Genomic DNA, 21,506 nt, shown 5'->3' with positions numbered 1-21,506 from the left:
ATTGTTGTTTTCTTGAGAATATTTTTCCATTGGGCAAGCAAAAGGGCCGGCCCTTGCGGTGCCGGCCCTGTTTGCCGATGGCAAGGCGGTGCGATCAGCCCGTGTTGCGCAGGCCGGCCGCCACGCCATTGATCGACAGCTGGATGCCGCGGTGCACCCTTTCGTCGATCCGGCTTTCCGCCGACAGGGCGCGGTTGCGCTTGATTAACTCCACCTGCAGGTGGTTCAGCGGGTCGAGATAGGCGAAGCGGTTCTGGATCGAACGGGCCAGCAGCGGATTGCCCGCCAGGCGTTCCGTGTTGCCGGTGATCAGCTCCAGGCAGCGCAGGGTGTTGCCGTGCTCGTCCGTGATGCGCTTGTAGATGCGTTCGCGCAAGCCCTGGTCCGCCACCAGTTCCGCATAGCGCGAGGCGATCGCCAGGTCCGTCTTGGCCAGCACCATGTCCATGTTCGACAGCAGGGTAGCGAAGAATGGCCATTCGGCGTACATGGCGCGCAGGGTGGCGATCCTGTCATCTTTCGCGGCCCCGTCGGCTTGCTTGATCCACGTTTCGATGGCGCTGCCGAAGCCGAACCAGCCCGGCAGCAGCAAGCGGCACTGGCCCCAGGAAAAGCCCCAGGGAATGGCGCGCAAGTCTTCGATGCGCTGGTTGGCCTTGCGCGAGGCGGGGCGCGAACCGAGGTTCAGCTCGGCGATTTCCGCGATCGGCGTAGCCGAGAAGAAATATTCCGTAAAACCCGGCGTTTCATACACGAGGTGGCGGTAGGCGTGATAGGCGAGGTCCGACAGTTGCGCCATCACGGCTTCGAACTGCGCCAGCTGGCCGTTGCGGGCCGGATTGGCTTCCTGCGGCGCCAGGCTCGCTTCCAGGGTGGCGGCCACCAGCAATTCCAGGTTGCGCCGGCCGATTTCCGCGTTGGAAAACTTCGAGGCGATGATCTCGCCTTGCTCCGTCAGGCGGATCTGGCCGTTGACGGTGCCCGGCGGCTGGGCCAGGATGGCTTCGTAGCTGGGTCCGCCGCCACGGCCCACCGTGCCGCCGCGGCCATGGAACAGGCGCAGCTTGACGCCGGCCTTCTGGAAGTCGGCGACCAGCGCCAGTTCCGCCTTGTACAGTTCCCAGTTGGACGTGAGGAAGCCGCCATCCTTGTTCGAATCGGAATAACCGAGCATGACTTCCTGCAACTGGCCCTGCTTGGCGATCAGTTGTTTGACCAAAGGCAAGGCCATGACCTGGCTCATGATGCCTGCCGCGCGCTGCAGGTCGGGTATCGTCTCGAACAGGGGGATGACCATCAGCTCGCAGATGCTGTCGCCAGTTTGCCAGTCGGTGCGCAGCAAGCCCGTTTCCTTTTGCAGCAGCAACACTTCCAGCAAGTCGGACACGGTTTCCGTGTGCGAAATGATGTAGTTGCGGATGGCCCGCGCGCCGTAGCGCTGGCGGATGTCGCGCGCTGCGCGCAGGATCGCCAGTTCGGAATCCGTTTCCGCCGCGTAGGCGATGTAGGGCGAGTACAGCAGGCGCGGCTGGGCCAGTTCGTTCAGCAGCAGCGCCTGCTTATCTTCCTCGGACAGGGCCGTGTAATCGGCGGCCACGTCGCTTTTCGCGAACAGGTCGGCCAGCACGCGCTCGTGCACGTCCGAGGTCTGGCGCATGTCCAGCGACGCCAGGTGGAAACCGAAGATGTCGGCCGCGCGCGCCAGGGTGGCCAGGCGCGGGCGCACGAGGGCGGCGCCGTGGTGCGATTCGAGCGAGGCGACGATGGTGCGCAGGTCGGCCACAAAGGCGGCCGCGTCCGGGTAGGCGGCCGCGGCGCCCACTTCCTTGCGCAGGATGTTGGTGGCGCCCAGGGCGCGGGCCGTGGCGGCCAGGCGCGCATAGATGCCGATCAGGGCGCGGCGGTACGGCTCGTCGCTGCGGTGCGGCGAGGCGTCGGGCGACTGGTCGGCCAGCGCCTGCAGTTCCGCGCTCACGCCCACCATCAGGGTGGAGACGGACAATTCCGCGCCCAGCGCGTGCGCTTCGTCGAGGTAAAAGTCGAGGATGGTGGTGGCGTGGCGCGCCAGCGCGTGCTGCATGGTGCCCGCGTTGACGTTCGGGTTGCCGTCGCGGTCGCCGCCGATCCAGCTGCCCATCTGCACGTAGGCGGCGTTGATGGGCTCGATCGTGCCGTCGCCGTTCGGGTATTCGGCGGCGATATCGTCCTCGATGTCGTCATACAGGCCCGGCAGTTCGCGCAGGAAGGTGATGCGGTAGTAGGACAGGGCGTTTTCGATCTCGTCGGCCACCGTCAGCTTCGAGTAGCGCAGCATGCGCGTCTGCCACAGGGTGGCCACGCGCGAGCGCAGCAGCTGCATGTTGGCGTGCCGCTCTTTCGGCGTCTGCGGCAAGTCGCGCTCGGCCAGCAGGCGGGCAATGTCGTGCTCGGCGTCGAGGATGCTCTTGCGCTGCACTTCCGTCGGGTGGGCCGTCAGCACGGGGGCGATCAGGGCGTCCTGGAAGAAGGTGTCGACCGTCTTGCGCGGCACGCCGGCCAGGCGCAGTTTTCTCAGCGCGAAGCTGACGCTGCCCTTTTGCGCCGGCGAGCCGGCCAGCAGGTGGGCGCGGCGGCGGCGGATGTGGTGTTGATCTTCCGCAATGTTGGCCAGGTGCGAAAAGTAGGAAAAGGCGCGCACGACGGAAATCGTCTGTTCGCGGCTCAGTTCCTTGAGCATGGCGTCGAGTTCCAGCGCGGCGTCCGCGTCCGCTTCGCGGCGGAAGCGCACGGACGTCTGGCGTATGGTTTCCACCACATTGAAGACGGCGTCGCCTTCTTGTTCGCGCAGCACGTCGCCCAGCAGGCGGCCCAGCAGGCGGATGTCTTCTTTCAGCGGCGCATCCTTGTCGGAGCCGGCCGCTGGAACTATTTCTGGTGCTACTGCGTCATTGAGCATAATAAAGAACCAAAGTAAGTGTAAAAGCAAGGGAATGTGGATCGCACCGGGCGTTTGGCCGCAGAGGGGAGGGGGCGCATGATAAAATTTGTGGTCTTCAACATGGACGCTAGCCTGACTTGGCCTTCTAGGCTAAGCGATAACGATTATAGCGACGCCAGGCGCCACCCGATACAAAATTGATATCAGACGGGCGAAATGGCAACGATAATGACAACGACAGCCACAGCGAAAGAACTTGTTTTGAAAGCATCCGAATTGACCCCGAACGAATTGAATATTCCTGCCCGCCTGGTGATCGCCACGCGCGAGAGCCGTCTTGCCATGTGGCAAGCTGAACACGTGCGCGCCCGCCTGGCCGCCCTGTATCCGCAGTGTAGCGTCGAAATTCTCGGCATGACCACACGCGGCGACCAGATTCTGGACCGCGCCTTGTCCAAGGTAGGCGGCAAGGGCCTGTTCGTCAAGGAGCTGGAAGTGGCGATGGAAGAAGGCCGCGCCGACCTGGCCGTGCATTCGCTGAAAGACGTGCCGATGGAGTTGCCGGAAGGCTTTGCCCTGGCCGCCATCCTCGAGCGCGAAGACCCGCGCGATGCGTTCGTGTCGAACGATTACGCCAGCCTGGCCGAGCTGCCGCACGGCGCCGTCGTCGGCACCAGCAGCCTGCGCCGCCAGTCGCTGATCGCCGCGCGCTACCCGCACCTGACGATTCTGCCCCTGCGCGGCAACCTCGATACGCGTTTGGGCAAGCTGGACCGTGGCGACTATGCGGCCATCATCCTGGCCGCAGCCGGCTTGAAACGCCTGGGCCTGGCGTCGCGCATCCGCGCCGTGCTGGCGCCGGAAGACAGCTTGCCGGCCGCCGGCCAGGGCGCCATGGCGATCGAGATCCGCAGCGGGCGCGCGGACGGCGCCGACCTGGTGCGCCTGCTGGCGCCGCTGAACCACACGGCCACGGCGCAAGCCGTCACGGCCGAGCGCAAGGTGTCGAAGATCTTCGGCGGTAGCTGCCAGATTCCGCTGGCCGCGTTCGCCACCGTCGAGGGCGGGCAGATGCGCTTGCGCGCCATGGTCGCCACGCCGGACGGCGCGCGCATGGCCAGCGCCGATGTTAGCGGTGCTGCCGGCGCGCCGGAACAGCTGGGCGAGCAAGTGGCCGAATTGCTGCGCGGGCAAGATGCCGCCGGCATCCTCGCCTCGTGCGCAGTCACGCCCGACAACCATGAAGGCCTGGCGCCGCATGCCTGACACCGTGGTGATCACGCGGCCCGCGGCGCAAGCGGGGCCGCTGGCTGCCCGGATCGCGGCGCTGGGCTTGCCCGTGCAATTGCTGCCGCTGCTGGAAATCCACGCGCTTGACGGCGCAGAGGAATGCGCGCGGCTGCAAGCCGTGCTGGCCCGCCTGAGCGATTACGACCTGGTGGCGTTCGTCTCGCCCAACGCCATCGATTGCGTCTTTGCGCATCTGCCCGCCTGGCCCCCCGGCCTGCCGCTGGCCGTGGTGGGCGAGGGCAGCCGGATGGCCCTGGGCGCGCATGGCGTCACGGACGCCAACGCGACCATCACGAGTCCGCTGGACACGGCGCGCAGCGACTCCGAACATCTATTATTGGCGCTGGACTTGCCGGCCCTGCGCGGCAAGCGCGTGCTGATCGTGCGCGGCGATGGCGGACGCGATTACCTGGCCGACGGCTTGCGCGCTGCGGGAGCAACTGTCGAGTTCGTCACGGCCTACCGCCGCAAGGTGCCAAGGTTGACGCCATCCTTGCGGGCGACCCTGGAAAACCTGTTGCAGCATAATAATGACTGGATCATCACCAGCTCGGAAGCGCTGCGCGGCTTGCTGGCGCTGCTGGGCGAAATGGATGCTGAAAAGGCAGCTGTTGTGAAAATGCAACAGCAGCATCTGATCGTGCCGCACGCCCGCATTGCACAAACGGCGGCGGCCCTGGGTTTTGCCCGAGTCACCTTGACAGGATCAGGCGACGCAGGAGTGCTCGCCGCGTTACAATCACGACCATGAACGAAATGCCTACACTCTCCGAACCGAATGCAACGCCTGGCAGCGCCGTGAAGACGGCGCCGCAGGCGGCCGACCAACCTGCCGGCCGCGCGCCGACCCTGCTGGAACAGCTGCAAAAGCCCATGAGCATCGCCGTCATCGTGCTGGCCGTGCTGCTGGCTGCGCAAAGCTGGTCGACCAGCAAGCAGATCCGCAACTTGCGCGAAGAAGTGGCCAAGCGCCTGCAAAAAGGCGATGTCAGCAACGCCGAAACGGGCGTGCTGGCGCGCAACGTGCAAGAAGGCACGAAAGAGCTGCAAATCAAGGTGGGCGCGCTGGAAAACCGCCAGAGCGAAACGCAAAGCCAGCAGCTTGCGCTGGAACAACTGTACAACGACTTGTCGAAGAACCGCGACGAGTGGGCGCTGACGGAAATCGAGCAAGTGCTGTCGACGGCCAGCCAGCAGCTGCAACTGGCCGGCAACGTGCCCGGCGCGCTGATTGCCCTGCAAAACGCGGACCGCAGCCTGTCGCGTTCCGACAAGCCGCAATTCATCACCATCCGCCGCGCCATCGGGCGCGACATGGAAAAATTGAAAGCCCTGCCCAGCGTCGATTCGACGGGCGTGGCCCTGCGCCTCGACGCCGTGATCGCCCAGGTCGATTCGCTGCCGATGCTGTCCGACGAAACGCCGGCCTTGCCGGCCGCACCGGAAAAACCGGGCAAGGCCAAGCCCGTGCGCGATGCGAGCGGCAAGCTGATGGGGCCGCCTGCGCCGGAACCGCTGCTGCAAAAAGTGCGCGACGGCTTCAATACCTGGAGCGGCGACATGTGGGCCGACGTGCGTCAATTGATACGCATCCGCCGCGTCGATACGCCGGAAGCACTGATGCTGTCGCCGACGCAATCGTATTTCTTGCGTGAAAACGTCAAGTTGCGCCTGCTCAATGCCCGCATGGCCTTGTTGTCGCGCAATGAAACGGCTTTCCGCAACGATTTGATCGCCGCACAGGATGCGCTGGCCAAGTATTTCGACACCCGCGCCAAGAGCACGCAGACGGCGCAAGCCCTGCTGCGCCAGGTGCAGGGCAGCAACCTGGCCATCGAAATGCCAACCTTGTCCGACAGCCTGACGGCTGTGCGCAACTACAAAGCGAAGTCCTGAGCCCATGCGTCTATTTCTCTGGTTACTCGCCCTGATGGCCGCGGCGATCGGTATCGCCGTGACGGCCCGTTTCAACCCCGGCAACGTGGTGCTGTTCTATCCGCCATACCGCATCGATTTGTCGCTGAATTTCTTCCTGCTGCTGCAGGTCGTGCTGTTCGTGCTGCTGTACCTGCTGGTGCGCGCCGTGCGCGCCACCGTGCGCATGCCGGCGCAAGTGGCGGCCTACCGCCAGCGCAAGCGTGAGCGCGACGGCAACAAGGGCTTGCGCGAAGCCTTGAAAGCCCTGTTCGAAGGCCGTTTCGGCCATGCCGAGAAGGCCGCCTTGCGCGCCGCCGAGCTGGAAGAGAACGCCGGCCTGGCCGCGCTGATCGGCGCGCGCGCCGCGCACCGCATGCGCCAGTCCGAACGCCGCGACAGCTGGCTGTCGCGCGTTGAAGGCGATGCCAGCCTGAAGACGGCCCGCTTGATGACGGTGACGGAATTGCTGGTCGACGACCACCAGCCGGAAGCGGCCCTGGCCGCCGTGCGCGAACTCAATGCCAGCGGCACGCGCCACATCCACGCGCTGCAATGGTCGCTGAAAGCCGAGCAGCAGGCGAAGAACTGGCCGGAAGTGCTGCGCCTCGTGCGTTCGCTCGACAAGCACCGCGCGCTGCATCCGGCCCTGTCGTCGCGCCTGCGCGAACTGGCCTACGACCATCTGCTGTCCGACCCCTCGCATGACGCCGAGTCGCTGATGCGCGTGTGGTCCACCGTGCCAAGCGCGGACCGGGTCAAGCCGTATATCGCCTGCCGCGCCGCCACGGCCCTGAATGCGCGCGGCCTGCACGACGAAGCGCGCCTTGTGTGCGAAGAGTCGCTGGCCGCCGACTGGGACGAGCGCGTCGTGCGCGCCTACCGCGAAGCGGCGGCGCCAAGCGGCACGCCGGCCCTGCTGCTGCAGATCGAGCATTGCGAGCAATGGATGAAGCAGCGTCCGCTGGATGCGGAACTGGCGCTGACCCTGGGCACCTTGTGCCTGAAGCAAAAACTGTGGGGCAAGGCCCAGCGCCACCTGGAGCAGGCCTTGTCGGATGCCAATGAGCCGCAGATGGTGCGCGACGCCCACCTGAAGCTGGCGCAGATGCACGACGCCCTGCAGCAGACGGAACAGGCTGCCGCGCATTACCGGCAGTGCGCACTGGCTACCATCCTGTAAGCCTTGTAGATCATTTCCTCGGACGTAAAAAAGCCGTTCAGTGCAGACTGAACGGCTTTTTCTTTGTGCGCACCCCATGGCGGAGTGCGCTGCTACCTGACTGACTAACTTACTTCTTCGTTACCGTAGTGCCTTCCGGCAAGGCATACGCGACCAGGGTGTCGCTCATCTTCGTGCCCAGCGAACCGTGGCCGCCGGCCATGACGACGACGAACTGGCGTCCCGACTTGTTCGACACATAGCTCATCGGCGTAGCCTGGCCGCCGGCTGGCAGGCGGGCTTTCCAGATCACTTTGCCGTTGCTGACGTCGTAGCCGCGGATGTAGTAGTCGAGCGTGCTGCTGAGGAAGGTCACGCCACCGCCCGTGGTGACCATGCCGCCCAGGCTGGGCACGCCCAGCGGCAAGGGAATCGGCACGGGACCGCTGTCGCGCGTGGTGCCGTTCTTGTGCATCCACACTTTCTTCATGGTACGCAGGTCGACGGCGGCCACATAGCCCCACGGCGGTGCCTGGCATGGGAAGCCCAGCGGCGACAGGAAGGCCTTGATTTCCACGGCGAACGGCACGCCCGTCTGCGGCTGCAAGCCCATTTCGCCACCCGTGCCGCCCTTGGCCGTCGTTTCCGCGCGCGGCACGAGTTTTTCCAGGAAGCCCATGTAGTCTGGGTTGACGATCAACAACTGGCGCACGGGGTCGATGGCCGCGCCACCCCATTCGAAGATGCCGAGCGGGCCCGGCGAGATGACGGCGCCCTTGCCGGCCGTTTGCGGCGTGAACGGGCCTTCATAGCGGCGTTCCTTGAAGATGATGCGGCAAGCGAGCTGGTCGAACGGCGTGGTGCCCCACATGTCCGCTTCGCTGATATTGCGTTCTGGCAAGAAGGTCAGGGCCGAGAACGGCTGCGTGGGCGACAGGGTGTCGCCGGCGGCAGGATTACTTGTCGGCACGGGTTTTTCCGGTGCCGGCACGACCAGGCTGCCGTCGCGGCGGTCGATCACGTAGATGTCGCCGCGTTTCGTCGTGGCAACAACAGAGGGCACTTTACCTTTCGGCGTGTCGATGTCGACCAGGCTCGGCTGGCCGCCGATGTCCATGTCCCAGATATCGTGGTGCACGGTCTGGTAGACCCAGCGTACTTTACCCGTCGCCAGGTCCAGCGCGACGATGGCGCTGTTGAATTTCTCGCCATTCTTGTTGCGGTTGCCGCCCCAGGTATCGGGGGTTTCATTGCCCATCGGAATGTAAACCATGCCCAGCTTTTCATCGATGCTGGCCACGCCCCACGAGTTGGGCGAGTTGTTGGTGTAGTTCTTGCCTTCAGGGAAAGGCGCCGTGTCTTCTGGCGTGGCCGGGTCCCAGTTCCACATCAGCTTGCCGGTGACGGGATCGTAGCCGCGGATCACGCCCGATGGCTCTTCCGTCGAATGGTTGTCCGTCACGCTGGCGGCGATCACGGCCATTTTCTGCGAGACGGCCGGCGGCGACGTTGGCATCAGGAAACCGCGCTTGATCATGGCCATGTTTTTATACAGGTTGACGACGCCGTTGTTGCCAAAGCTCTTGCACGACTCGCCCGTATCGGCATTGACGGCGATCATGGTGCCATCCATGGTCGGCGCCAGGATGCGGCGCGGGCATTCCATGCCGGCAGCTTCGGGGGCCGGATTGTTCTTCGCGCGGCCCGCGTTCACGTCCCAGTAGGCCACGCCACGGCAGATCATGTGCTGGTAGCTGGCCGCGTCGCGGTTGATCTTCGGATCGTGGCGCCAGATTTCCTTGCCCGTGTCCGGGTTCAGGGCGATGACGATATTGTGCGGCGTGCACAGGTACAGCATGTCATTGACCTTCAGCGGCGTGACTTCGTTGGCGATCTCGCCCGGGTCGTTCGGACCCTTGAAGTCGCCCGTGTGATAGGTCCAGGCTTCTTTCAGGCCGGAAATATTCGCCGGCGTAATCTGCGCGGCCGGGGCATAGCGGTCGCCATAGCCGGAGCGGCCATACGCGGACCAGTCGTTGTGCTCGACGCCGGGCGCCAGGTCGCCTGAGGCCGTGGCGGCCATGTTTTCGGCCGGCACGTCGCCATGCAGGTCATGGTAGTCCTGGAACAGGGCGATGACGCCGGCGATGACGGTCAGGGCCACGGCGGCGGAGAGGGCCGTCTTGCCCGCTTGCGGCTGTTTCGCTGCGCCGGCGGGAGGGGCCAGGCGGCGGCTGACGAAGGGCAGCAGCAGCCAGACGGCGGCGGCAAACCAGATGTCCAGGCGCGGCAACAATTGCCACCAGTCGAATTTCACTTCAATGAGGGACCAGATCAGGGTGGCGAGCAGCAGCAGCGCCATGAACGGTTGCGCGCTGCGCTTGCCCTGGAATACCAGCGCGCCGGCGATCAGCATGCCTATACCGGCCAGCAAGTAGTACCAGGAGCCGCCGAGCGTGGCCAGCCAGATGCCGCCGCCCAGCAGGGCGAGGCCAAACAGAATGAAAATAACGCCGGTGACCTTTAATAAAGGACCGGGCCGGAAAGAGGGAATCATCATATTCCTTTTTGCAAGGATTTATCGGTGGCGCGTGATGCGCCATATTGAATTCAGGGAAGGCGTCGATTGCAGAATATACAAAGTTTGGAATCACCAGAATGTGACAGTTTATCAGAATTGATGATTGTCTTCCGGTAGCGCCATTTTTTGGCGGGGCTCTTGTTTGAATCAAATAAACACTTCAAATAAGAACAAATATTATGCTGGATAACGGTGTTGCGGGGCTGGCAGGCCGCCTGGAGGGGGGCGGCGGGGTGGCCGCGCAATAATGCAGGGGCGCCGAGGAATGAATGAGAATAAAACTGTTGTTATAAGTGGCTGCAAAAAATGCAATGCGGATTATAATAACCATGCCTGGCGTGTGGCGATATTCAAATGAAAATACGCAGATATTCCATCGGCATTGATTCAAGGCGTCGGTAGTATTGCTTAGGTGTTTATACTTATTATTGCCGATGGTTTGTTTATTCTCTCGATGGCCGGTTGCGCGCGCCGGCGGGCCATGCACGCCACTGTTGCTGGCTGGACGCGCAAAACGCCGGCGAGCCGCTGCTGCATCGCACAAGCTGCCTGTACTTCGCTATAATTGCGCGGTTAAAACACAATCCGCTAATGAGGAACCCCATGAGTTTGAATAACGTCTCTTCCGGCCGCGATCTGCCGAACGATTTCAACGTCGTCATCGAAATCCCGATGAATGCCGATCCGATCAAGTACGAAGTCGACAAGGAAAGCGGCGCGATTTTCGTCGATCGCTTCATGGGTACCGCCATGCATTACCCGTGCAACTACGGCTACGTGCCGAACACCCTGTCGCCGGACGGCGACCCGGTCGATGTGCTGGTCATCACCCCGTTCCCGCTGATCCCGGGCGTGGTCGTGCGCTGCCGTCCTATCGGCGTGCTGAAAATGACCGACGAGTCGGGCGAAGACGCGAAAGTGCTGGCTGTGCCAGTCGACAAGGTCCTGTCGATCTACAGCCACTGGCAAAAGCCGGAAGACCTGAACGAACTGCGCTTGCGCCAGATCCAGCATTTCTTTGAGCACTACAAGGATCTGGAAAAAGGCAAATGGGTCAAGATCGACGGCTGGTATGGTCCTGAAGTGGCCAAGGAAGAAATCCTGAACGGCGTTGCCGCCTTCAAGGCCGACGCCGCCAAAGCCTAAGAACACCCGGTAAGAAAAACGCTCCCCGCCTGCGATGGCCGGGAGCGTTTTTTTATGCGCGAAACGGGCTGTGCTCGTTCAATTCATCGAGGTAGGCGTCGATGCCGCCCCGTTCGCGCTCGAGGAAGCGCTGCACGGCGTCCGCAAAGGCCGGGTGCGCCAGCCAGTGGGCGGACCAGGTCTTTTGCGGCAGGAAGCCGCGCGCCATCTTGTGCTCGCCCTGGGCGCCCCCTTCGAAGGTGGCGATGCCGTTGGCGATGCAAAACTCCAGCGGCTGGTAATACGCCGTCTCGAAATGCAGGCAAGGCACGTGTTCGAGTGCGCCCCAGTAGCGGCCATACAGGGTGTCGGCCGTGTGGATCACCAGCGAGGCGGCAATGGCCCGGCCGTCGCGCTCGGCGATCACCAGGAGTATGTTCTGCGGCATGCTGGCGCCGATGCGCCGGAAGAAGTCCAGGCTCAGGTAAGGCGAGGAGCGGTGTTCCGCATAGGTATTGCTGTAGCAGCGGTGGAACAGTTTCCAGTCGGCATCAAGAGCGTCCACCCCGCGCACCTGGCGCAGGGTGACGCCCGCTTCCCGCACCTTGCGCCGCTCGGCGCGGATATTCTTGCGCTTCTTGTGTTCCAGGGTGGCGAGGAATTGCTCGAAATCCGTGTAGCCCGGATTGAGCCAGTGAAACTGCACGCCACTACGCATCAGGTAGCCGGCTTCCTCCAGCTGGCGCGCTTCGCTTTCCGGCGGGAACAGGATGTGGCAGGACGACACGTCGGCCGCTTGCTGCTGCGCCTGCAGGAAGGCCAGCAGGGCCGCGCGCGCCTCGCCATCGCGGGCCAGCAAGCGCGTGCCGCTGACGGGCGTAAACGGTATCGCGGACAGCAGTTTCGGGTAATATTCAAGACCATGTTGCTGATATGCATCGGCCCAGGCCCAGTCGAACACGTATTCGCCATACGAGTGCATCTTCAGGTACAGGGGCAGGGCGGCGGCCAGGGTCTCGCCTTGCCACAGCACTAGGTAATTCGGTTGCCAGCCCGTGTCCGCGCTGGCGCAGCCGGACTCGTGCAGCGCGTGCAAAAAGGCGTAGGAAAGGAAGGGAGTGGCGTCCGCCTGGCTTGCCAGCAGTTCAGACCAGGCCGCTTCGCCAATTTCAGCCAGGGTAGTGACGATAGCCGTGCGATAATTCATTGTTGTAGTGTGCATTCATCACTCTCGGGGCGCCGCCATCGGCCTGCGCGCCCCTGTCTTGTTTAATAGAACGAAATATCCATCATCATCATGACAGTCAAAGTCGCAATTGCTCAAATGAATAGTACGGTCGGCGATCTGGCCGGCAACCGTGCCAAGATCTTCGACCTTTCCCGCCGCGCGTTCGAGGCGGGCGCCGATATCGTGCTCACGCCGGAACTGTCGCTGGTCGGCTATCCACCCGAGGACCTGTTGCTGCGCAATGCATTCTACGCAAAAACGCAGGAAGCGTTTGCGGGACTGGCTGCCGACCTGGCCCAGTTCAAGGATTTGCACGTGGTGGTGGGCTTGCCCCTGCAAGACGAGAAGGGCGTGCGCCACAATGCCGCCTCCGTGCTGCTGAACGGCGAAGTGCTGGGCACCTACCGCAAGCACGACTTGCCGAATACGACCGTGTTCGATGAAAAACGTTACTTTACGTCATCCGACCAGGCTTTCGTGTTTGGCGTGAAAGGCGTGCGTTTCGGCATCAATATCTGCGAAGACACGTGGTTCGAGCATGCGCCGATGCGCGCCCGCGCGGCCGGCGCGCAAGTGCTGCTGGTGCCGAACGGCTCGCCCTACCACATGAACAAGCAGCATCTGCGCTATGAAACCATGCGCAAGAACGTCAGCGCGCAAGGCATGGCCCTCGTGTACGCCAACCTGGTCGGTGGCCAGGATGAGCTGATTTTCGACGGCGACTCGTTTGTCATGGATGCGGCCGGCACGATCTGCGCCCAGCTGCGCCATTTCGAGGAAGACTTGCAGGTCGTCGACTTCGACGGCGCCACGCCCGTGCCGCAGCCGCTGGCCGCACCCTTGACCACGGAGGCGCAGGTGTACCAGGCGCTGGTGCTGGGCGTGCGCGACTACATAGGCAAGAACGGCTTCCCTGGCGTGCTGATCGGCATGTCGGGCGGCGTCGATTCCGCGCTGACCCTGGCGATCGCCGTCGATGCGCTGGGCGCCGACAAGGTGCGCGCCGTCATGATGCCGTCGCAATTTACGGCCGATATCTCGTGGATCGACTCGCGCGACATGGTAAAACGCCTCAATGTGCGCTACGATGAAATTCCGATCAAGCAAACTTTCGACGCCTTCCGCGCCACCCTGGCCGAGGAGTTCGCGGGACTGGCGGAAGATGCGACGGAAGAGAATATCCAGGCGCGCATCCGCGGCACCTTGCTGATGGCCCTGTCGAACAAGCATGGCAGCATCGTCTTGACGACGGGCAACAAGAGCGAGATGGCCGTTGGCTATTGCACCCTGTACGGCGACATGGCGGGCGGCTTTGCCGTGATCAAGGATATCGCCAAGACCCTCGTCTACCGCTTGTGCGCGTACCGCAACAGCGTGTCGGACGTGATTCCCGAGCGCATCCTGACGCGCGGACCGTCGGCCGAGCTGCGCGCCGACCAGCTGGACCAGGATTCCTTGCCGCCGTATGAAATACTCGACGGCATCATGCAGTTGTACATGGAAGAAAATCGGCCGATCGCCGACATTATCGAGGCTGGCTACCCGCCGGCCGACGTGGCGAAAATCACGCGCCTGATCAAGATCAATGAATACAAGCGGCGCCAGTCGCCGGTGGGCATCCGCGTCACGCACCGTGGCTTCGGCCGCGACTGGCGTTACCCCATTACGTCGAAGTTTTACGAATAAGCAGCCATCTGTCCACAATCCAACAATTTTAAGGAGTAGCCATGAAACAGATTACCGCCATCATCAAACCATTCAAGCTCGACGAAGTACGCGAGGCCCTGGCCGATGTGAACGTGACGGGCTTGACCGTGACGGAAGTAAAGGGCTTTGGCCGCCAGAAAGGCCATACCGAGCTGTACCGTGGCGCCGAGTATGTGGTCGACTTCTTGCCGAAAGTCAAAGTCGAAGTGGTGGTGGACGACAGCGTGTCGGAACTGGTGGTCGACGCCATCATCAAGGCGGCCCGCACGGGCAAGATTGGCGATGGCAAGATCTTCGTGCGCGACGTGGAGCAGGTCATCCGCATCCGTACGGGCGAAACGGGTCCAGACGCCGTCTAGCACCAGCCATAAGCTACTGCGCGTCGTGCTTTGCGGCCTGCGATGCTCACCGTGCTTCAGCACGGTTGCGCTTCTTAGCCACAAATCGCTGCCGCTCGCTACGCTTCTGGCAGGCGCTATGTAGATGTTCTTCAGCAGACCGTAGGTCGGATTAGCGCCAGCGCGTAATCCGACATGAGTTGCCAATAATATTATGGATTACGCATCAGCACCGTTCAGCGCCCCAAGCGCATGTCGAATTTCCAGCATATCAGGCGCAGAATCGTGATGCCGCTGGCGCTGGTCCACAGCGCGAAGTCGTGCTCGGCGCCGAAGTGCATCTGCAATAAATAAGCCCAGCAGCCGAAAAACGCGCAGATGGCGTAGGGTTTGCCGTCGCGAAACACCATCGGCACTTCGTTACAGACGATGTCGCGCATCACGCCGCCGAAAATCCCCGTAATCACCCCCATCATCGAGGCAATAAAGATCGGCATGCCGGCGCGCATCGCTTCAGCCACGCCCGCGATGGCGAACATGCCCAGGCCGATGGCGTCGGCGATGACGATCAGGCGTTCCGAGACGATCTGGCGCAAATGCTGGATCAGGGGCGCGGCCGTCAGGGCCAGCACGAAGATCAAAATTGCGTATTCCTGGTGCGACACCCAGAACAGGGGCCGCTTGTCGAGCAGGATGTCGCGCAGGGTGCCGCCGCCGAATGCCGTGATGAAAGCCACGACGAACACGCCGACCAGGTCCATGCGCTTGCGGCGCGCTTCGATGAAGCCGGAAAACGCGCCCACCAGGATGGCGATGACCTCAATGATCTTGATCAGCGAGCCAGGCGGCAATTGGGGTGGCATCATGGGTGGAGCGCTTGAGCAGGAAATAATTGTCACAGGTTAACATGACACGGCCCCGAATGGTGACAAACGGGGCCGTGTGCAGTGCGGAACTGGTGACTGAATTGTAATTGCTTGCTGTCAAGCCTAGCGGATCGGCTGCAGTGCGGAAGAAAGCAATACCACCAGCGCGCCATCGCCCCCTTCGGAGCGGCGCGCCTGGCAAAAGGCGATGACTTCATCCTTTTGCACGAGCCAGCTGTGCACCATCGATTTCAAGACCGGTTCCTGGCCTTTCGAGCCGAAACCCTTGCCGTGGATCACGCGCACGCAGCGCAGCTTGCGCCGTGTGGCTTGGTTCAGGAAGGCGCCGATGCCGTCGCGCGCCTCGTCGCGGCGCAAGCCGTGCAAGTCCAGCTCGTCCTGCACGGGCCAGTGGCCCTTGCGCATCTTTTTCACGACGTCCGGTCCCACGCCGGGGCGGGCGTAGTTCAGGGCCGGATCGTTTTCCAGGTAATGGTCGACTTCGAACAAGTCCGACAGCGATTCGCGCAGCACGGCCGCATCGTCCTCTTCCGGCGACAGCTTGCGGGCCGGCTGCTGGGCCGCCATGGCGCCCGCCTTGGGCAGGCTGGGCACGTAGCGGTCCGACTCGGGCAGGCGCTTGACGCCGCCGATGCTGGCCTTGAACAGATTGCTTTCCACGGCTTGCACCTTGGCTTGCTGGACGCGCTCCGCCGCAGCTTGCGCGCGCGCGTCCGCCTGCTCCTTGAGCTGCTTGCTGACCGCTTTCAGGTCGGCAAAGTCTTTCATCGACGCCATGCGACGCTTACTCCTGGCCTTCCAGGTAGCGCTGGGCGTCCAGTGCTGCCATGCAACCCGTGCCGGCGCTGGTGATGGCCTGGCGGTAGATGTGGTCTTGCACGTCGCCGGCGGCAAACACGCCCGGCGCGCTGGTGGCCGTGGCCATGCCTTCCAGGCCCGTTTTCGTTTTGATGTAGCCGTTGTGCATTTCCAGCTGGCCTTCGAAGATGCCCGTGTTCGGCTTGTGGCCGATGGCGATGAACACGCCGTGCACGCTCAATGCTTCGACCTTGCCGTCGATGGTCGACTTGATGTTCAAGCCCGTCACGCCGCCTTCGTTGCCCGTCACTTCGTCCAGGGTGTGGTTATATTTCAACACAATCTTGCCTTCGGCAACCTTGGCGTTCAGGCGGTCGATCAAAATCGCTTCCGCGCGGAACTTGTCGCGGCGGTGGATCAGGGTGACTTTATTGGCGATGTTCGACAGGTACAGCGCTTCTTCGACGGCCGTGTTGCCGCCGCCGACGACGGCCACTTCCTGGTTGCGGTAGAAGAAGCCATCGCAGGTGGCGCAGGCGGACACGCCCTTGCCCATGAATTCCGCTTCCGATGGCAGGCCCAGGTATTGCGCGGATGCGCCCGTGGCGATGATCAGGGTGTCGCACGTGTATTCGTGGCTGTCGCCCTTCAGGCGGATCGGTTTTTCATTCAGGAAAGTGGTGTGGATGTGGTCAAACACGATTTCCGTATTGAAACGCTCGGCGTGCTGCAGCAGGCGCTGCATCAGGTCCGGACCTTGCACGCCCATCGGGTCGCCTGGCCAGTTTTCCACGTCGGTGGTGGTCATCAGCTGACCGCCTTGTTCCACGCCGGTGACCAGCATCGGGTTCAGGTTGGCGCGGGCGGCGTAGACGGCGGCGCTGTAGCCGGCTGGGCCGGAGCCGAGGATCAAAACGCGGGCGTGTTTGGTAGTGGTCATAATGAGGCTTCTCTATGAGTGGGGTCTATCCGAATTGGGGGCATACGCGCGAAGAACAAGGGCGTATTGCGCTTGCGCAAGCAATCCACGATTATAGACCAAGCCGCCTGTAGCGACGAATCGTGGGGCCGTCCGGGGCATATATGGCTTAGAATACTTCCTTATTATGGGAAATTCCCTTTCAGAAACATTTTTCACCTTGCAGCGCTTCCCAGAATGACTAAACCAGCCCAGGCCAATCAAAATAGCTACACCCGAAAACCGGTCGAACGCCGGCCCCTGCCCAACCGGCTGGTGCGGCTGTTGTCCGAGGCGCGCTGGTTCGCGCTGGCCGCGTTTGCCTTGTATTTCGTGCTGATCCTGGCCAGCTTCAACAAGCTCGACCCCGGCTGGTCGCATGCCACCAACGTCGACAAGGTCGCCAACCTGGGCGGCAAGCTCGGTGCCACCTTTTCCGATCTGTTGCTGTACATCTTCGGTTTTTCCGCCTGGTGGTGGTGCGTGTGGCTGCTGCGTACGGTGTGGCATGGCTATCGCCGCCTGAGTAAGCGTTTCCTGCTGGAAGAGGAAGAGGTGGAGCGCGAGCACCACGTCGAGATGCTGATCCGCATCGTCGGCTTCTCCATCATGCTGATCGGCAGCATGGGCCTTGAATACCTGCGCATGGCGAAAAGCCTGCACGTGCAGCTGCCGCGCGATCCGGGCGGCGTGCTGGGCCAGCTGGTGGGGCACTCGGCCCACGTGGCGTTCGGTTTCACGGGCGCCACTTTATTGCTGTTGCTGCTGTTTGGTCTCGGTTTCAGCCTGTTCTTCCATGTGTCCTGGCTGCAAGTGGCCGAGCGCATCGGCGGCGCCATCGAAGACGCTTTCAACTGGTTCGTGCTGCGCTACCAGGACCGCGAAGACCGCCGCCAGGGCGAAGTGGCCGCCGTGCGCCGCGACGAAGTGGTGGTCATCGAGCGGGCCAAGCATGTGGAAAAGCACGTGGCCGCGCCGCCCGTGAAGATCGAGCCGCAGGTTGTGACGGTGGTGAAATCCGAGCGCGTGGAAAAGGAACGCCAGGCCCATCTGTTCGAGAACCTGGGCGATGGCAAGCTGCCGCCCTTGTCGCTGCTGGACGAGGCGCCGCCCGTGGTGGAAACGGTTTCCGTGGAAACCCTGGAATTCACGAGCCGCCTGATCGAAAAGAAATTGTCCGACTTTGGCGTGGATGCCAAGGTAGTGGCCGCTTACCCCGGCCCCGTGGTCACGCGCTATGAAATCGAGCCGGCCACGGGCGTCAAAGGCAGCCAGATCGTGGGCCTGGCGCGCGACCTGGCCCGTTCGCTGTCGCTGACGTCGATCCGGGTCGTGGAAACCATTCCCGGCAAGAATTACATGGCCTTGGAATTGCCGAACAGCAAGCGCCAGATCGTGCGCCTGACGGAAATCCTCGGCTCCAAGGTCTACAACGATGGTGTGTCCAGCCTGACGATTGCGCTGGGCAAGGATATCGCCGGCAAGCCCGTCGTGGCCGACCTGGCCAAGATGCCCCACTTGCTGGTGGCCGGTACCACCGGTTCCGGTAAATCCGTGGGCATCAATGCGACCATCCTGTCGCTGCTGTACAAATCCGACCCGCTCGACGTGCGTTTGATCCTGATCGATCCGAAGATGCTGGAAATGTCCGTCTACGAAGGCATTCCGCACTTGCTGGCGCCCGTCGTGACGGACATGCGCCAGGCTGGCCATGCGCTGAACTGGGCCGTGAACGAGATGGAACGCCGCTACAAGCTGATGAGCAAGATGGGCGTGCGTAACCTGGCCGGCTACAACGCGAAGATTGCCGACGCGAAAAAGCGCGAAGAACACATCCCGAATCCGTTCAGCCTGACGCCGGATTCGCCGGAACCGCTGGAAAAACTGCCGACTATCGTCATCATCATCGACGAACTGGCCGATTTGATGATGGTGGTGGGCAAAAAAGTCGAGGAATTGATCGCGCGTATCGCGCAAAAGGCGCGCGCCGCCGGTCTGCACTTGATTCTGGCCACGCAGCGCCCATCTGTAGACGTGATCACGGGCTTGATCAAGGCCAACATTCCCACGCGTATCGCCTTCCAGGTATCGTCGAAGATCGACTCGCGCACCATTCTGGACCAGATGGGCGCGGAAACCCTGCTGGGCATGGGTGACATGCTGTACATGCCGCCCGGCACCGGCTTGCCGATGCGCGTGCACGGCGCGTTCGTGTCCGATGAAGAAGTCCACCGCGTCGTCAGCCATTTGAAGCTGCAGGGCGAACCGAATTACATCGAAGGCATCCTCGAAGGCGGCACCCTGGAAGGCGATGGCGCCGAAGGCGGCGCGCCGGGCGAGGGCGGCGGCGAGGCCGATGCCCTGTACGACCAGGCGGTGGCGGTGGTGCTGAAAAACCGCCGCGCCTCGATTTCGCTGGTGCAGCGCCATTTGCGCATCGGCTACAACCGCGCCGCCCGTCTGCTCGAGCAGATGGAGCAGAGCGGGGTGGTATCAACCATGCAATCCAATGGCAACCGGGAAATCCTGGTGCCGGCGGCAAGTGCCGAACAAGGGTAAAGAATGAAAAGCAATACTTTCGCAGCAAAAATGATGATCGGCGCGGCCAGCGTTGCCTGCAGCCTGCTGTTCGCGGCCAGCGCCTCGGCCAGCGCGCTCGAGCAATTCAAGAGCTTTGCGGCCGGCACCAAGTCGGCCAAGGGCGAGTTCGTGCAGCGCCAAGTCAAGAAGGCGGACGCCAGCGGCAAGGCGAAAGTGTCGACGCCCGCCAGCGGCACGTTCGAGTTCGCCCGCCCTGGCAAGTTCATCTGGACGTACCTGAAGCCGTACGAGCAGTTGCTGCAAGCCGATGGCGACAAGTTGTATATCTACGACAAGGACTTGAGCCAGGTGACGGTGAAGAAACTGGGCGACGCGCTCGGTTCCTCGCCGGCGGCCATCTTGTTCGGCAGCAACGACCTGGAAAAGAATTTCACCCTGGCCGAAGCGGGCACGCGCGATGGCCTGGAATGGCTGAAAGCCACGCCGAAGGCCAAGGATACGACCTTCGATGAAATCACCATCGGCCTGCGCAACGGCGTGCCGGAAGCGATGGAATTGCGCGATTCGTTCGGTCAGACGTCGGTGCTGGCGTTCAAGAACTTCCAGAAGAATCCGGCGCTTTCGGCCAATCACTTTAAATTTGTCATGCCCAAGGGCGCCGACGTCATTAATAATTAAGACTGTTGCGCCTTGCGTATGAGCCGGCCTCGCAGCAATGCGGGGCTTTTGCATTCTTATTAGGTTACTCATTATGGCGGATCTCTTTTCCACCGCACCGCGCCAGCCGCTGGCCGAAGCCTTGCGGCCAGCCACCCTGAACGAAGTCATCGGCCAGACGCACCTGCTGGGCGCGGGCAAGCCGCTGCGCCTCGCGTTCGAGGCGGGCAAGGCCCATTCGATGATTTTATGGGGGCCGCCCGGCGTGGGCAAGACCACCCTGGCGCGCCTGATGGCGAATGCTTTCGACAGCGAATTTATCGCCTTGTCGGCCGTGTTTGCTGGCGTGAAAGATATCCGCGCAGCCATGGACCAGGCCCGCCACAGCCTGGACCAGTTCGGCAAGCACACCTTATTGTTCGTCGATGAAATCCACAGGTTTAATAAATCGCAACAAGACGCCTTGCTGCCCTTCGTTGAATCGGGCCTGGTGACGTTCATCGGCGCGACGACGGAAAACCCCAGCTTCGAAGTCAATTCGGCGCTGCTGTCGCGCGCGCAAGTGTATGTGTTGAAATCGCTCAACGAAGACGAGATGAAGCAGTTGCTGGCCAAGGCGCAGTCCACGGCCCTGACGCACCTGACGTTTGATGCAGCGGCGGCCGACACCCTGATCGGCTACGCGGACGGCGATGCGCGGCGCTTCCTGAATTTGCTGGAGCAGGCCGAGACGGCCGCCAGCTCGACGGGTACGACCAAAATCGACGCGGCCTTCGTCGACAATGCGCTGACCTTGAATTCGCGTCGTTTCGACAAGGGCGGCGACAATTTCTATGACCAGATTTCCGCTCTGCATAAATCCGTGCGCGGTTCCAACCCGGACGCGGCCCTGTACTGGTTTTGCCGCATGATCGATGGCGGCGCCGACCCCCGTTATTTGTCGCGGCGCATCGTGCGCATGGCCTGGGAAGACATCGGCCTGGCCGACCCCCGCGCCTTGACCATGGTCAATGATGCGGCGGAAACATATGAACGGCTCGGTTCGCCCGAAGGCGAGCTGGCGCTGGGCCAGGCCGTGATTTACCTGGCCATTGCCGCGAAAAGCAATGCCGGCTATAACGCGTTCAACACGGCCATGGCCTTCGTCAAGAAAGATAAATCGAAGGAAGTGCCCGTGCACTTGCGCAATGCGCCGACGAAGCTGATGAAGGAGCTGGGCTACGGCCATGCCTACCGCTACGCGCACGATGAACCTGATGCGTATGCGGCCGGCGAAACCTACTTTCCGGACGGCATGGCGGAACCGGGCTGGTACCAGCCCGTGCCCCGCGGCCTGGAAAGCAAGATCGCCGACAAGCTGGCGTGGTTGCGCGAGCTGGACAGGAAGGCAGGGAAGGGCTGAG

The 21,506-nt window shown here is 62.5% G+C and carries 16 protein-coding genes; 10 read left to right on the top strand and 6 right to left on the bottom strand.

Translation table 11 applies throughout. The features are described 5' to 3' along the window. Positions 1-94 precede the first annotated feature (94 nt). Complete coding sequence (ppc, locus tag CLU94_RS04925) at positions 95-2,935, bottom strand: phosphoenolpyruvate carboxylase (protein WP_099664821.1); 2,841 nt, start codon at positions 2,933-2,935, stop codon at positions 95-97. 243 nt (positions 2,936-3,178) lie between these two features. Here ppc and hemC point away from each other — a divergent pair, with 243 nt between their 5' ends. From hemC to CLU94_RS04905, 4 genes are read left to right on the top strand one after another with little or no spacing between them, the layout of a single operon-like run. Next, positions 3,179-4,183 (top strand): hydroxymethylbilane synthase, encoded by a 1,005-nt coding sequence (hemC, locus tag CLU94_RS04920; RefSeq protein ID WP_099664820.1) that lies wholly within the window; start codon positions 3,179-3,181, stop codon positions 4,181-4,183. After that, positions 4,176-4,958: a uroporphyrinogen-III synthase gene (locus CLU94_RS04915; protein WP_099668167.1), complete on the top strand. Its 783-nt coding sequence runs from the start codon at positions 4,176-4,178 to the stop codon at positions 4,956-4,958. The genes hemC and CLU94_RS04915 overlap by 8 nt, the downstream gene beginning before the upstream one ends. Next, entirely contained in the window at positions 4,955-6,103 is a 1,149-nt protein-coding gene (locus CLU94_RS04910; protein WP_077401782.1) for a uroporphyrinogen-III C-methyltransferase, read from the top strand. Before CLU94_RS04915 ends, CLU94_RS04910 begins: the two co-directional genes overlap by 4 nt. Before the next feature lie 4 nt (positions 6,104-6,107). After that, the gene (locus tag CLU94_RS04905; protein WP_071653290.1) at positions 6,108-7,304 is read left to right on the top strand and encodes a heme biosynthesis protein HemY; all 1,197 of its coding nucleotides are present in this window, start codon (positions 6,108-6,110) and stop codon (positions 7,302-7,304) included. Between the two features lie 109 nt (positions 7,305-7,413). Here the strand turns inward: CLU94_RS04905 and CLU94_RS04900 are convergent, their stop codons facing one another. Continuing rightward, entirely contained in the window at positions 7,414-9,843 is a 2,430-nt protein-coding gene (locus tag CLU94_RS04900) for a membrane-bound PQQ-dependent dehydrogenase, glucose/quinate/shikimate family (RefSeq protein WP_257218680.1), read from the bottom strand. A 624-nt stretch (positions 9,844-10,467) separates the two neighbouring features. On the opposite strand from CLU94_RS04900, the gene ppa reads away from it, so the two are divergent. Further along, on the top strand, positions 10,468-11,010 hold the full coding sequence (gene ppa / locus CLU94_RS04895; RefSeq protein ID WP_034758697.1) for an inorganic diphosphatase: 543 nt from the start codon (positions 10,468-10,470) through the stop codon (positions 11,008-11,010). A gap of 52 nt (positions 11,011-11,062) precedes the next feature. Here ppa and CLU94_RS04890 read toward each other — a convergent pair whose 3' ends face one another. Beyond that, on the bottom strand, positions 11,063-12,196 hold the full coding sequence (locus CLU94_RS04890; protein WP_099664819.1) for a GNAT family N-acetyltransferase: 1,134 nt from the start codon (positions 12,194-12,196) through the stop codon (positions 11,063-11,065). A gap of 90 nt (positions 12,197-12,286) precedes the next feature. Between CLU94_RS04890 and CLU94_RS04885 the strand changes: the two genes are divergently transcribed. Further along, the gene (locus CLU94_RS04885) at positions 12,287-13,903 is read left to right on the top strand and encodes an NAD+ synthase (RefSeq protein ID WP_099664818.1); all 1,617 of its coding nucleotides are present in this window, start codon (positions 12,287-12,289) and stop codon (positions 13,901-13,903) included. A gap of 41 nt (positions 13,904-13,944) precedes the next feature. Continuing rightward, complete coding sequence (locus CLU94_RS04880; protein WP_034758685.1) at positions 13,945-14,283, top strand: P-II family nitrogen regulator; 339 nt, start codon at positions 13,945-13,947, stop codon at positions 14,281-14,283. Between the two features lie 215 nt (positions 14,284-14,498). On the opposite strand, the gene CLU94_RS04875 is transcribed toward CLU94_RS04880, so the two are convergent. The 3 genes from CLU94_RS04875 to trxB all read right to left on the bottom strand — a co-directional run bounded on the left by CLU94_RS04875 (position 14,499) and on the right by trxB (position 16,887). Continuing rightward, complete coding sequence (locus CLU94_RS04875) at positions 14,499-15,128, bottom strand: trimeric intracellular cation channel family protein (RefSeq protein WP_034786156.1); 630 nt, start codon at positions 15,126-15,128, stop codon at positions 14,499-14,501. A gap of 123 nt (positions 15,129-15,251) precedes the next feature. Continuing rightward, complete coding sequence (locus CLU94_RS04870) at positions 15,252-15,926, bottom strand: Smr/MutS family protein (protein ID WP_099664817.1); 675 nt, start codon at positions 15,924-15,926, stop codon at positions 15,252-15,254. A gap of 7 nt (positions 15,927-15,933) precedes the next feature. Next, a complete protein-coding gene (trxB, locus tag CLU94_RS04865) occupies positions 15,934-16,887 on the bottom strand; it encodes a thioredoxin-disulfide reductase (RefSeq protein WP_034786153.1) in 954 nt (317 codons plus the stop codon). A 216-nt stretch (positions 16,888-17,103) separates the two neighbouring features. Here trxB and CLU94_RS04860 point away from each other — a divergent pair, with 216 nt between their 5' ends. The 3 genes from CLU94_RS04860 (at position 17,104) to CLU94_RS04850 (ending at position 21,505) form a co-directional block, all read left to right on the top strand. Beyond that, positions 17,104-19,464, top strand: a complete 2,361-nt coding sequence (locus CLU94_RS04860; RefSeq protein ID WP_099664816.1) for a DNA translocase FtsK — start codon at positions 17,104-17,106, stop codon at positions 19,462-19,464. Positions 19,465-19,467: 3 nt separating this feature from the next. Continuing rightward, entirely contained in the window at positions 19,468-20,124 is a 657-nt protein-coding gene (gene lolA, locus CLU94_RS04855; protein ID WP_035826475.1) for an outer membrane lipoprotein chaperone LolA, read from the top strand. A gap of 73 nt (positions 20,125-20,197) precedes the next feature. Further along, positions 20,198-21,505, top strand: coding sequence for a replication-associated recombination protein A (locus CLU94_RS04850; RefSeq protein ID WP_099664815.1), 1,308 nt, complete (start codon positions 20,198-20,200; stop codon positions 21,503-21,505). Position 21,506: the final 1 nt, after the last annotated feature.

It is taken from the genome of Janthinobacterium sp. 13 (assembly GCF_002749695.1).
GTDB lineage: Bacteria > Pseudomonadota > Gammaproteobacteria > Burkholderiales > Burkholderiaceae_D > Janthinobacterium > Janthinobacterium kumbetense.
This window is presented reverse-complemented; position numbering and strand designations above follow the sequence as displayed.

What these genes read in the sequence shown, in the direction of transcription:
- lolA (WP_035826475.1), top strand. Translation starts at nt 19,468, where the DNA reads ATGAAAAGCAATACTTTCGCAGCAAAAATGATGATCGGCGCGGCCAGC.
- CLU94_RS04885 (WP_099664818.1), top strand. Translation starts at nt 12,287, where the DNA reads ATGACAGTCAAAGTCGCAATTGCTCAAATGAATAGTACGGTCGGCGAT.
- CLU94_RS04870 (WP_099664817.1), bottom strand. Translation starts at nt 15,926, where the DNA reads ATGGCGTCGATGAAAGACTTTGCCGACCTGAAAGCGGTCAGCAAGCAG.
- CLU94_RS04910 (WP_077401782.1), top strand. Translation starts at nt 4,955, where the DNA reads ATGAACGAAATGCCTACACTCTCCGAACCGAATGCAACGCCTGGCAGC.
- CLU94_RS04850 (WP_099664815.1), top strand. Translation starts at nt 20,198, where the DNA reads ATGGCGGATCTCTTTTCCACCGCACCGCGCCAGCCGCTGGCCGAAGCC.
- ppa (WP_034758697.1), top strand. Translation starts at nt 10,468, where the DNA reads ATGAGTTTGAATAACGTCTCTTCCGGCCGCGATCTGCCGAACGATTTC.
- CLU94_RS04905 (WP_071653290.1), top strand. Translation starts at nt 6,108, where the DNA reads ATGCGTCTATTTCTCTGGTTACTCGCCCTGATGGCCGCGGCGATCGGT.
- trxB (WP_034786153.1), bottom strand. Translation starts at nt 16,887, where the DNA reads ATGACCACTACCAAACACGCCCGCGTTTTGATCCTCGGCTCCGGCCCA.
- CLU94_RS04915 (WP_099668167.1), top strand. Translation starts at nt 4,176, where the DNA reads ATGCCTGACACCGTGGTGATCACGCGGCCCGCGGCGCAAGCGGGGCCG.
- ppc (WP_099664821.1), bottom strand. Translation starts at nt 2,935, where the DNA reads ATGCTCAATGACGCAGTAGCACCAGAAATAGTTCCAGCGGCCGGCTCC.
- CLU94_RS04900 (WP_257218680.1), bottom strand. Translation starts at nt 9,843, where the DNA reads ATGATGATTCCCTCTTTCCGGCCCGGTCCTTTATTAAAGGTCACCGGC.
- CLU94_RS04880 (WP_034758685.1), top strand. Translation starts at nt 13,945, where the DNA reads ATGAAACAGATTACCGCCATCATCAAACCATTCAAGCTCGACGAAGTA.
- CLU94_RS04890 (WP_099664819.1), bottom strand. Translation starts at nt 12,196, where the DNA reads ATGAATTATCGCACGGCTATCGTCACTACCCTGGCTGAAATTGGCGAA.
- CLU94_RS04875 (WP_034786156.1), bottom strand. Translation starts at nt 15,128, where the DNA reads ATGATGCCACCCCAATTGCCGCCTGGCTCGCTGATCAAGATCATTGAG.
- CLU94_RS04860 (WP_099664816.1), top strand. Translation starts at nt 17,104, where the DNA reads ATGACTAAACCAGCCCAGGCCAATCAAAATAGCTACACCCGAAAACCG.